The following is a 12,610-nucleotide window of genomic DNA, read 5'->3' as shown; positions in this document are numbered from 1 at the left end:
TCCTATTTCTTCAGCTCAGCTAAACGGGCTTTGGCCTCGTTATTCTGCGGGTCCTGATTTACAACCGATTCATACCAATACGCCGCTGTCTCTGCGTCAGGATTGAAGCATCCCCCTGGTTTTGCGGTTTTCGGGTCATATTCTTGTGCATAACGAACAGCTATCTGCGTATCGCCGGACTGGGCTTTATAGGCGTAAAGGCGCTGAGCGATATCGCAATGTTTTGCCGCTTTCGCTTTTGCGATGACGTCCAGCAGTTGTGCACTACTTGGCTGGCTACGCAGGCACCCTTTAACGAACGCCATTTCATTGCCGCTCGCCATTTGTTCATCACCACACGGCCCGGTAGTTTTCGCGACGGGCGCGGGAGGTGCCGCTGGAATTGCAGGCTCTGGCTTACGGGTAAACCACCACCCAGCAGCGGCCAGCAGGAGCAATAGAATGGCTAATCCCGCAAATAACGGCAGCTTACTTTTCGGCTTATGCGGCTGTTGAGATACAGGCTTTTCTGCGACAGGTTCTAAAACGACAGGTTCCGGTTCTTGAACGGACATCGGCTGCACGATGGGGGTATCATTCAGCGTCTGTATATTTTCCGGGAGTGGGTTTTCACCACCGGCCTGGGAGCTGAGTAGCCCTTCAGCGATGGTCAGAATCCCCATATCCTTATTACTTCCATCTTTGATGGTGATGCGATAGGCCGCCTGGCGGTTGGCGAGTAGTGGATCGATCAGAGAAGGGCCGACCTGAACGCAGGGCGTCTCCTCATTTTGTATCAGTGGAGGAAGGGCGAGGAAAATCTCGCCACTGACCCAATCACCGTGGCTATCCAGATACAGGCGATCCTGATTACGTACTACCGAGATTGTGACGCCCTCGGCATCGCCTTTCCAGCCTTTCAACAAGAGCAATGCGAATCCTGGTTGTATAGGGGTCAGCGTCTTAAGTTCAGGTTTGATCACGTCCAGTTACTCCTTTGCCAATTTAATCTGGCGGAGAATGACGCCCAGATTTTCGTTCTGCGCGACGCTAATCTCGCGTCCGGCAGAATGACCTGCGTTTTCGGTAATGAGTGCTTCCAGGCCAACCAGCCAGTCGATGATAAAGAAGGCACTGTAGTTCAGCTGTTGCGGCGTCAGGCGTGCCAGGCGTTCATCACCTTTCCAGACCACGCTGTCGCACGTTGGTGGACGGGTAAAGATCGGCTGTTCGGGCTGGTTGAGACGGGCCGGGCGTTTCGATTCCGGCATATTTTGATAGCCCAGCCAGGTGATGAAATCGCTCATCACGTGAAGCACGCGTGAAACCTGACGCTCGACCATACGTTCGCGACGAACGCCAGCCTGCTCGGTATTTTTCATTGCATTGACCAGCGCGTCCTCGACACGTGAACGCAATAACCCCGTGATCAATTCGTCTACCAGCGCTTCGGCAATCGGGCGCGGAAGACTGATGTAGTTGAGCATGGCGGCGGTTTCAGGCAGGCCGCGCAGATGGTTAATCCAGAGCTGAACGCTCTGGTGCGCGAAAGCGATCTCATGGCTGTGCGTCGTCACCGCAGTTGCGCTGCTTTCGAAAGCATCTTCCACACCGATATCAAAGAATCCTGCATCTTCTTCTTCTGCTTCAGGCGCAGACAGGGTCGTTTGCTGCATGTAAAGTGCATGGAGATCGCGGCGTGCCGGAACCAACCGCGCCAGCAGTTCGCCGTGCATGCCGCTGCGTTTTTTCAGGGTGGCAAGGATCTCTTGCGCAATTCGGGATTTTCTGGACAGCTCTTCTTCGCCGTCCGGCTGGTACCAGTTCCCCAGTCCCCCTTCGACCAGTTCGTGGCGGATCTCGTCGAGCTGTTCTGCGATCCGCTCCAGTTTCAGTTCAGGGCGGGCGACGCGGGTCAGATAATCGGCCATTCGGCGCATACCACCGTCGTTGAGGGTGAGCATCGCATCCCAGGCTTCAGCAGGGTTCGCGATGTAGCGAGCGACAGCTTCATCTTCAAGGAAGGTTTTCCGCATCAGTGCGAGCTGCCCGCCATTGTCGTCGTTGAAAGCCGCTTCACTACCTGCGTTCATGCGGATAAAGGGCGTTTGCTGGCGCGGTTTGCGTACCAGGAACGTGTTATTGAACGCCTGACCCTGGCTCCATTCCTGCATCCATTTGTACTGGCCAAAACGCTCGGTCATCGCCATTTTGATCATCCCGCCAAGCCCCCAGGACTGGCGAAGAAGTGCTTCGTCATGGGAAAGGTTTTGGCTAATGCGCAGATCAAACATGGTTAATGCCCAGACTAGGCCAGGTAAGCGACGACCACGCGCGTCGGCATCGGCGCCCTGGGTGTAACGGATCCACTCGTCCAGAACGCCGCCCACTTCTTTGACATCGGACTGTTTTGTTGAGGCCGTACACACCACCAGGACATTCATCTCCTGGTTTTCGGTGTAACGTTCAAAAAGATAGGCCACTTTTCCGCGCAAAATTAACTGCGCTAGCGGGTTGCTCTCTGCATTTTTAACCTCGCGAGTGACATCACTCATGGACTCCACCGCCAGACGGCCGCGATAACCCGGGAAATCAAGCAAGTCGACGGCTTCGAAGATTGTTTCGCGAGGCGGAGCCATTAACGGGATATGCAATTCAACGGTAAGCGCAGTGAGCTCTGCCAGCGATAGCGAAATAGACGCACCCGTTTGCCCATTTACCACAGGACAGACTTCAATAGTCTGATCCGACGGGGTATTCAGCCGCTCCAGCATATCGACGTTCATGATGCTATCCCGCTGGATAAGCAGGCCGTTTTCGTTACGAACCAGCGTGCTCAGCGGGGCACGCAGCTCCTGCTCTCCACCGAGACGCTGTAGCGTGTTGGCAAAACGGATATAGGCATTGGTTAGTTCTGGTACTTCGCCCCATAAAACGGAGAAAAGCTGGCCGCGATCTTCAACAGAAAGCCATGGTGCGAGGCTTACTGCCTGTGGCCAGTAGGTCAGGGCAAAACGGCTTTGCGTTTTCTCAGCATGGCGGATGAGGTAATCCCAAAAAGAAACTACGTCATCTTCGGTCACGCCAGGGCTGCGGGAGGTCAGGCGTCGTTTCGACAGGGACGTTAACAGATCGCTGATGCGTTTTTCATCGAACTGCCAGTCAAATTTTTCCTGGTTGAAATCATGGATGAATGCGTTGGCGAGGATCTTCCCCATTTCCACTTCGTTGAAGAGCTGTAACGTGACAGGCCAGCGGTCGTCTGAGCTCTGAGCACTGCGGCTAAACCGGGTAACAAGACCCGTCGCCTCTTTGCCGCCGCCAGGCGGGTTGATGTGGGTCAAAAAATCGAGCTGATTGCCGCCGAGGCGTGTTTCCAGCTTTCCGTTTTCACCCGCAGCCAGCGCGGAAATGAGATACGATTTGCCTGCCTGCGACAAGCCAAAGAAGCCGATTGTCATCGGTTTCGCTGCGGCCTGCGCCAATCTGCGTGCTTTGTTACGGCTGCGGCGCAAGTTCATGGTCAGGCGATCGGCTTCAGTGTTCAGGCGCGGCGCGTCCTGACGAACGCTTGCGATCCAGTCAATGGCCCGGCCTGCACCTTGTTCGACGCCATTCCAGCCCTGGATAATGGTGTTGGGATGAATAGTGCTCATTAGCTTTTAATACTCCCGCTATCCAGCCAGTAATGGGTTTCACTCAGCCCATTACCGACCATTGTGTTCAACTGGAATGCAACATCTCTACGACCATAACCGCGCTGTGCGTTTTTCATTTCCATCGAGCCAATCTGGAAGCGCTCCGGACTGACCGGTTCTTCGCTACTACGTCCACGTCCCTGTTCTGCGGTTAAACCGATGCTTATTACAGCATCACCCGACAGCTCGCTTGCCAGGTTCGCACTGGTAATTTTTAGGGTGTAAAGTGCGGTCGATGGCCAGCGTTCGTTATCAAGCTGGCGGAAACCGATACGCACTTCCCCCCGTGCTTCAAAGCCTTTCCCTTCCGGTAACTGGAAATCAGCGGAGTCCAAATCAACGTCGCGATAGGCGACATTGCTGTCTTTAATCACATTGTTTCCATCAAGCATCCCGACATAGCGGATGGTTGAATAAGGCTTAAAGTTCGCAGTGCGGAAGAAGAAGTTGTTGAGCCTGGATTTCTCCGCTAACAGGCACAGCATCGCCCCCACAACGGCTGTCGATTTCGGATCGTCAATGCATCCTTTCTTGTTAAACGGATACCAGCCACCGGTTTCATAACCGTGGAGTGGCAGCACGCGAGAAGGGGGAACAGGTTGAAGCTGGCGAATGAGCGCTTGAATTCCCGGCAGGCGGGATGGACGACCGGTTAAAAGTAATACATCGCAGTTGTAGTGCCAAAGCACTTCGCACAACGCGCGCAGGCTGTGGCAAATGTTCATTCGCCCGCTGCGAGGGTCGATAAATTCATTGTGCAGACGCGCAAGATCCAACTCCAGCGGTACATCCAGAATGGAGAACGGTACTTCGCTCGCAAGCTGTCCGGAACGGGCAACGTCGTTGACGTAATCCTGTACTTTCTCGGTTGGAAGATTATCGGCAAGTAGCTCACGGAAAGTGTAATTCAGTATCTCCCGACCATTTTCCGGGGAGTACTCTTCATAGCGATGCAAAATAGATAACGCCAGAGGCGCGAAGATCTGCAATGTTAGCTGCTGACGTAATACCTGTTTTCCGGCTTCGATCGATTCACTACCGAACAGTTGTGACATCATTGATTCGGCTGCAAGATCGCTGTGGCCGACTTTGGTCATGGCCGCTTTTACTGCTGGCTGGAGGAAAAGCCGTATAACATCCAGCAGTATGTCGTCGCCTGCTACCTTAAACCCTTCACGGAAAAGCTGTTTCGGGGTAATCCGGACGTTAATGCCCTGGCCTTCATCCAGCGTGTAGCGAGAAATGACGAGATCGGTCGTTCCTCCGCCAATGTCAATCGACGCGATTTTTAATGAGCGTGTATCGCTGGTGTCCTTTTGAGTATCGGGACGGCGAGTAGCTGCAAAAAATTCGTCCGTGCGACCGCCAAAGTAGTTCTGCGTTTCGTTATAGAGATATACCAACTGCCCACAGGTGGCTTCGTCCCACTTCACGTGTACGCCTGGATGGGCGTATTTCAAGCACTGCGGGTCATCGCCTTCATAATCCATCTCTTCCCAGCCGAGCGCTTTCCAGACCATGCGGATAGCGTCATGCATGCTCTCCTCAAAGATAGCGCGCTCAGGCTTTGGCATCGCCGGAGGGACAGTCATAATGACATTTCGTAAACGACGCGGTGTGCTGGCGTGGTTCATCTTCAGCCGCTGTGAAGGGCTGTTGATTTGCATGAGAGCCTGGCTTAATACCTCTGACAACATCATCGTCATCAGCGAGCTACGACTGTATACCGGCGTGAAGACGGGCATACGGTCTTCTTCATTTTTCAGGCGAATGAGCAATTTCCCCTGATCGTTGATCATATACAGCAGCGGTGCTGCAGTGGCTAACGGCTCTCTGTCACTTTTCACGAAGGCCTGGCTAAAGCGCCATCCCGGTGAATAGGGTTGATCGTCCCAGAGGTAGCGTTTAGGGCTGGAGATCCCTGTTGAGCCCTCGGTACCCAGGCGTTGAGCCGCCATTCTGAAGGCTTCTCCGCCGACGCGTCCAATGGTTGGCCATGTGAAGGCATCGCTGCGCCCGCTTTTTAGCGAGAAATCCTGCTTGCCGAATTCGGCCTGGGCAAACTCGAGACGGCTGTCAAAAGGCTCGTTATAAACAAATTGCGGTTGGCTCAAATCTCGCAGCTGAAGCTGATAAAGTTGAGAAAGCCCTTTATTGTCGTCACGATGTTCTTCGATCAGGATGCCGCAGCTACGTGAGTTACCAATGTCCAGCACGAGATCTACAGGTATCGCTGAGTCCCGGATTTTTACGTCGTTGACCTGTACTTCAGGAACGACAATCGTCGTCGCCAGGACATGCAGCAGGTTAAGATAATGCGCCTGATGTTCCTGCTGCAGTAGTTGTTCATCAATGTCATCAATATGTTGGCGTAATACTTCGCGAGCCTGAGTACTGAAAATTTCCCGTAGCCATTCATTCACCCATGGCAGTGAGAGAAACTCCCCCATCTCGTGAGGATGGCGTGCCAGAGCAAATCCCGCGCCTGAACGGATATCATCCTCGCCCGGTGCGAGATACTGCGTATTCTCGCGATCCGGGAAAATTTTGGTATCAAAAATCAGAGTAGCGCGCCAGGTATTGCCCTTTTCATCCGGCTCAGGCAGCTCATGGAACTGGACGCGTGACCAGTTATACGGCCCGTGAGCAAAGGCTCGTGGCGGGTTGAAGCGGAAAAATGGCAGCGGTAACCAGAGGCCGCGATAGAGGCGTAGCGACTCTTCGGTCGTCAATGTGTAGTCGGAGTCTGCGTAGCGAGGAGGTTCGCTGTCAGGTTGAGGGATCTGCAGCTTATCTTCCCTCTCATTATAGATAAGCCGCATAATAGCCTCGTCTCCCTGTTGACGAAGAAATTCCCCATATTCTTTACGCGTGGGCAGGGTAAAGGCGAAATCAAGGAACTGGATCCCGCTGTCGCGAATAAGTTTGACCTGTTTTTTAAAATCAGTGAGTTCAGCGAGCATTTACTGACTTGCCTCCTGCTTCATCGAAATAGGGAAAAGTGTTTTGGCGTCGTAACGGCCTTTGCAATCCGCAATGTTTTGCGCGCCGGGAGCACACAGAATTTCTGGCATTTGGTAGCGTGAGCCATCGGAGCACTGTGCTTCTCCCTGATTGTTAATGGCGAGATGACCTGACTGAATGGCCGCGTTGACCGCGCCACGACAGGTCACACCGTCGCCACGGATCATCTGTACTTCGCCCTTACCGTCATTGATTTGGTAACTCAGACTAAGGGGCTTTCCTGTGCGTTGATCCTGAATACCAGCCCCTGCGTGCCAGTTCCCGTCCAGAAAACGGGTGTTTCCTTGGGCCAGTGAAGATGCGGGCAGGGTCAACGGGACTTTAGCGCCAGTTGAGGTATTGGCCGATGGCGCTTCGAGAGCAGGTGCTGTTCCGCCGGGATGAGGGCTATTCGTGGCTGACGCAGGATCCACAGCAGATGCCGTTGCTGCTGCGCTTTGTGACGGCGTTTGTAATGCTGATTGCTCTTGTGACGTTGTGAGTGAAGTGCCCGTGGTGCTTAAAATCTCACTGCCCGTTGTCGAATGCAGGTTCGCCTTAGACGTTGTTGTGCTGATGATGGCCCTTGACGACGGCGCAAGAGATTCGGCTGTTGGAAGGTGGGGCGCGGGCAAAGCGGGTACGGAAGATGAAATACCAGGGATCGTTATGCCTGGCATGCAACCCCGTAAGAACAATAGTGCTAAAAAGAGTAACAGAAGTAGCGGCAGTAGCCAACGCAACCATGCGGGTAAGAGCAACCACCAGCGTCTTTTGGCGTGCCTTTGATGAGTGAAAGTGCGTTCTGGTATCACCGGTTCAATACTGGCTGATTGCGGAGGCAAGGCTGTAGATATGGGACGCAAACAGTCTAACGGCTCGATGCGGGCCTGGTTAGTGGCGTTCACAAATCCCCAAAAACTGATGACCGGCTTTCCACCTACCAGCCACACGTGCTGCTGATCGGGGAATTGCATCGCTTTTTCAAGTAATTTCCCAAAGAGCCGGCGTTCCGGCTGCTGGCTTTGGGCAAATTCATTACTTATCTGGCGAAACGCTGCATGGGTGGTTTCGAGTTGCGCGAGCGCGGCCTGGCGCTCAGCTTCCGTTGCGGCCGTCCATGGAATAACGTCACCGGCCAGCGGGGCATACCAGTCGATTCGATCGCCATGCTCGCTGATTTGCGGGATGGCTAAAGTGTCAGCAACCGCCGTTTGTTTTCTAAGTCGTAGGGTTTCACGCAGCTGTAATGCGGAAATATATACTGCCTGTCCATTCTCACCCATCGACTGATATTTATCGAGCTTGTCACTGCATAGAAAAATTTCTTTCACGCTGCATGCCTTTGCTGTTAAACGAACAAGTGAAAGCAAGTTCCACTGTGAAAAAGGACGCCGCAAATACGCCGGGTAATCTGCGTCAATTGTTTATGGCAACAAAATATTGAGTATTATCGGCAAATGGCCGAAAACGTTTAGACCTAAACTAAACTTATTATTGGGACGTGCGCATATCCGATTGCCGCAAAAAAAAGTTTCGCTGTGAAACTATATTTCTGGCAATGTATTCATTTTCTCTAATGTGTTAATCACAACCCTGCGGTATATATTCCTTCACGGCGTTGTTCATCATCTTATTAAACTCCTGCGTATTATTGACAGCAAATACCTTTCCACCTGTATTGCTGGCAATACAGTTTCCGGCGCCGGTATTCATGATATCGACAACATTGACCTGTAATCGGGGCTTACGTTTTTTTAGCTCAAGCGCGACATCGCAAGGCGAGCCTCCGCATGTCTCTTCCCCGTCCGTCACCAGTAGAATTATGGCATCACGGTCAACGCCATTAACTCGTTTCCCCGCCTCTTCTAACGCCTCTGCCAGAGCGGTTTTACCCACCGGCTGGATTTTATCAATTAACTTTTTTAGCTCAGCGCGTTGTTCCGGCAGGAAAGCCGGAGTTGCGTTCACCTGGTGGCAATTAGCTGCGGCAATAAGGCTAATGTCCATGTCATTTGGCACGTCATCGATAATGTGTTTAGCGGATTGATGTGCGAGCGTAATGCGACGAGGTTCACGATCGATACCGGGTACAGGTTTATCCTGCATCCACCGCATTATCTCTTCTGGTGTGGCATCCATGCTCATGGCCATAGAGCCAGAAGCATCAAAAATAATAACCATTTCAGGTGCCTGCTGTTTTGTCCGCTGTGCCGGGCAGAGCATTTTGACCTGATGCTCAGGGGCTGGCTGGACGGGAGAAACGGCAGGAGTGGCTACTTTGACAGTCGGCCAGCAGCCGCGCAGGAGAACAAGAGCCAGAAGCAGAGCCAGTGCTAAAAGCCCCAGCCATAACCACCCACGCTTTTTAGCCAGCGGTTCTGCCGGCAACTTAGTTTCAGGCATGATGTCCCAGCCTGTAATCACAGGCTGACCGTCAACGATCCATATTCTTTCTGGTGAGGGCTGTCTGGCTATTTTTGCCAGTAACTGCAGTGTTTCGGGAGAAGTCTGCGCGCTAGTCGAGAGTGTTTGATGAAGTTGAGTGAGTGCCGCCAGCTTTTGTGAGAGGAGTATGGCGATTTTGTCTCGCTCAACGACGTTTAAAGCGTTAAAGCGTTGGGGTTTGCCATTTATTTCGCTATACCATTCAACCGCACCATCTTCAGCCTGCTGAGGGCGGGCAAAAAGATTGAGATAAGTTTTAGAAAGGTGTCGGTCAATAAGATTATTTAAGGCAGAAAACGTTGAAATATATTCTTGTAAGCAATGTTCGCTTTCAACAGTCCTTGTGATTCTAATCATTGCCTTTAATGAGCCAGGTATGCAAAAGAAAATAGCTTAGAGCTAAATATAAAGAATGACAATCTCTAATGCTAATCTTGTTCTTAAAATTAAAAAACTACCAGTTTTAAGAGGTAAGATGCCTTGAGTAAAAGTAAACGTCGGACGGGGGAAAAGGTTCATGAAAAATTATCATTTAAGTTTTACTTTAATACCACTTCACCTAATGACCAGGTTTAATCATTGCCAACACGCGCGTGGCAGGCAAATCATCTGCGCTTGACCCACGACAAAGCAGCCCTCCACGCTCTCCACCATAATCGCGCCTGTTTCCCCTCTCTCTGGTGCTACCCATGGCGTATCAACTGAACCTGAACTGGCCGGAATTTCTTGAGAAATACTGGCAAAAACAACCCGTAGTGCTGAAAAATGCCTTCCCGAATTTTGTCGACCCGATTACTCCGGACGAGCTGGCAGGGCTGGCGATGGAGCCGGAAGTCGATAGCCGTCTGGTGAGCCATTTCAACGGCAAATGGCAGGCCAGCAATGGTCCGTTTGAGCACTTTGACGATCTGGGCGAAACCGGCTGGTCGCTGCTGGCGCAGGCGGTGAACCACTGGCATATGCCCGCCGCGGAGCTGGTGCGTCCGTTCCGCGTCCTGCCGGACTGGCGTCTGGATGACCTGATGATCTCCTTCTCCGTGCCGGGTGGCGGCGTGGGTCCGCATATCGATCAGTACGACGTGTTTATCATTCAGGGGATGGGCAGCCGCCGCTGGCGCGTGGGCGACAAGCTGCCGATGCGTCAGTTCTGCCCGCATCCGGCGCTGCTGCACGTCGATCCGTTTGAGCCGATCATCGACGAAGATCTGGCCCCGGGCGATATCCTCTACATCCCGCCTGGATTCCCGCACGACGGCTTTACCCATGAGACGGCGCTCAACTACTCGGTCGGTTTCCGCGGGCCGAACGGTCGCGATCTGATCAGCAGTTTCGCCGATTATGCGCTGGAAAACGATCTGGGCGGCGAGCACTACAGCGATCCGGATCTGACCTGTCGCGAACACCCGGGCCGCGTGGAGCAGTACGAGCTCGATCGCATTCGCCAGATGATGATCGAGATGATCAGCAAGCCGGATGATTTCACAAAATGGTTCGGCAGCTTTGTCTCCACGCCGCGCCACGAGCTGGATATCGCCGCCGCTGAGCCGCCGTACGCGCCGGAAGAGGTGCTGGACGCGCTGCAGGGCGGCGAAACGCTGTCCCGCCTGAGCGGCCTGCGTGTGCTGAACGTCAACGGCAGCTTCTTTATCAACAGCGAACAGCTGGAGACGGTAGACGCGAAGGCGGCGGATGCGCTGTGCCGCTACACCGAACTCGGCCAGGCCGAGCTGGGCGATGCGCTGAATAACCCGGCGTTTGTTGAAGAGCTCACCGGGCTGATTAACCAGGGATACTGGTACTTCGACGAGTAACCTGCCTGTTGCCCGGTGGCGCTGCGCTTACCGGGCCTACAGGATCGGTTTTCTCCCTCTCCCTGTGGGAGAGGGTCGGGGTGAGGGCATCAGGCCGCACTACTCCTCCATTGCAATCACAATCGCTTCACCCATCTTCTTCAGCGCCTCGCGATTCTTCTCCGTCGGCGGCAGCGCCACGTTGATCCGCAGACAGTTGCGGTACTTCCCGGAGGCGGAAAACAGCGATCCGGCCGCGGCCTGGATCTTCAGCCGACACAGCTGCTTGCTGACGCACACCATGTCGACCTTTTCCGGCAGCTCAATCCACAGCAGGAAGCTGCCCTGCGGGCGCGTGACGCAAATCTCTGCCGGAAAATACTGCCGCACCCAGCAGGTGTAGGTTTCCATATTCTGCTGATAAATCTGGCGCATACGACGCACGTGGCGATGGTAATGGCCGTCGCGAATAAACGCCGCCACCGCCATCTGGGTGCCCGGCACGTTAAACCCGCCCGCGGCGTATTTCATGTGCATCACCCGGTCGTAATAGCGCCCCGGCACAATCCAGCCGACGCGCAGGCCCGGCGCCACGGTTTTGGTAAACGAGCTGCAGAGGATCACGCGGCCGTCGATATCCATCGAATGAATGGTGCGCGGGCGCGGGTACTCCGCCGCCAGCTCGCCGTAAATGTCATCTTCCACGATCACGATATCGTGCCGCTGGGCCAGGGCTAAAACCTGCTTTTTCCGCGCTTCCGGCATGATAAACCCGAGCGGGTTATTGCAGTTGGGCACCAGAATCACGGCCTTGATCGGCCACTGCTCCAGCGCCAGCTCTAACGCCTCGATGCTGATCCCGGTCTCGGGATCGGTAGGAATTTCAATCGCCTTGATGTCAAACCCGCGCAGCATCTGCATGGTGCCGTGAAACGACGGCGACTCCACCGCCACGATATCCCCCGGCTTGCACACCGAGAGCAGGGCAATCGACAGCGCGCCGTGGCAGCCGTTGGTGATGACAATCTCATTCGCCGCTACGGTGGAGCCGCCGTCCAGCATCAGGCGGGCGATCTGCTCGCGCAGCTCCAGGCGGCCGTCGAGCACGTCATAGCTCAGCATCTCGGCAGGATTATGCTGCGCGATGCGGCTCATCTCGCGCCACAGGGGCTTCAGGCTCGGCTGGTTAATATCCGGCGAGCCGCCGCCGAAGGAGATCATCTCTTTGTCGGCGCGGGCGTCCAGCAGCATCATCACCTCATCCCACTGGGTGACGTCCACGGGGCGCTGCACCGGGCGCGTCATGGCCGGAACCGGCGGCTGGGCCTTGCGCTGCGAGACAAAATAGCCGGAGCGCGGCTGAGGGGTGATCAGCTGGAGGTTTTCGAGGACCTGATAGGCCTGCTGTATGGTGCTGATGCTCACGCCGTGCTCCTGGCTCAGCGTGCGCACCGACGGCAGACGTTCGCCGCTGCGATACAGCCCTTGTTCAATGCGTTCTGCCAGGAGGTTGGCCAGATGTTGATAGCGCGTCATGCTGTATCCTTTGTTTCCACCATACAGATTGTAAAACCAGTACAGATTGCCGTAAAAATTGGCATGCAGATACTGTTTTAGCGGATCTGTATGTTAAACAAAAGGTGTTTTTGAGTCTGTATTGCGCAGACCGATTTCCAGGATGATAACCCCACT

7 protein-coding genes are annotated in these 12,610 nt (G+C 54.1%); 1 reads left to right on the top strand and 6 read right to left on the bottom strand.

Features of this window, described 5'->3' with window-relative positions:
- Window positions 1–2: 2 nt before the first annotated feature.
- From M2422_RS11810 to M2422_RS11790, 5 genes are all read right to left on the bottom strand, one after another.
- A complete protein-coding gene (locus M2422_RS11810; protein ID WP_033144533.1) occupies window positions 3–962 on the bottom strand; it encodes a hypothetical protein in 960 nt (319 codons plus the stop codon).
- A gap of 6 nt (window positions 963–968) precedes the next feature.
- Window positions 969–3,635, bottom strand: coding sequence for a putative virulence factor (locus tag M2422_RS11805; RefSeq protein ID WP_259140819.1), 2,667 nt, complete (start codon window positions 3,633–3,635; stop codon window positions 969–971).
- Entirely contained in the window at window positions 3,635–6,640 is a 3,006-nt protein-coding gene (locus M2422_RS11800) for a virulence factor SrfB (RefSeq protein ID WP_064673171.1), read from the bottom strand. The genes M2422_RS11805 and M2422_RS11800 overlap by 1 nt, the downstream gene beginning before the upstream one ends.
- Complete coding sequence (locus M2422_RS11795) at window positions 6,641–8,014, bottom strand: SrfA family protein (RefSeq protein ID WP_231113499.1); 1,374 nt, start codon at window positions 8,012–8,014, stop codon at window positions 6,641–6,643.
- A 250-nt stretch (window positions 8,015–8,264) separates the two neighbouring features.
- Window positions 8,265–9,485: a VWA domain-containing protein gene (locus M2422_RS11790; protein WP_033144537.1), complete on the bottom strand. Its 1,221-nt coding sequence runs from the start codon at window positions 9,483–9,485 to the stop codon at window positions 8,265–8,267.
- Between the two features lie 332 nt (window positions 9,486–9,817).
- On the opposite strand from M2422_RS11790, the gene M2422_RS11785 reads away from it, so the two are divergent.
- Window positions 9,818–10,939: a cupin domain-containing protein gene (locus M2422_RS11785; RefSeq protein ID WP_058840482.1), complete on the top strand. Its 1,122-nt coding sequence runs from the start codon at window positions 9,818–9,820 to the stop codon at window positions 10,937–10,939.
- A 99-nt stretch (window positions 10,940–11,038) separates the two neighbouring features.
- Here the strand turns inward: M2422_RS11785 and M2422_RS11780 are convergent, their stop codons facing one another.
- Entirely contained in the window at window positions 11,039–12,454 is a 1,416-nt protein-coding gene (locus M2422_RS11780; protein WP_064673172.1) for a PLP-dependent aminotransferase family protein, read from the bottom strand.
- Between the last annotated feature and the right edge of the window lie 156 nt (window positions 12,455–12,610).

It is taken from the genome of Enterobacter sp. SLBN-59 (assembly GCF_024807915.1).
In the GTDB taxonomy this organism is placed as follows: domain Bacteria; phylum Pseudomonadota; class Gammaproteobacteria; order Enterobacterales; family Enterobacteriaceae; genus Enterobacter; species Enterobacter asburiae_B.
The sequence above is the reverse complement of the archived record's forward strand: the minus strand, read 5'-3'. Positions and strand labels throughout refer to the sequence as shown.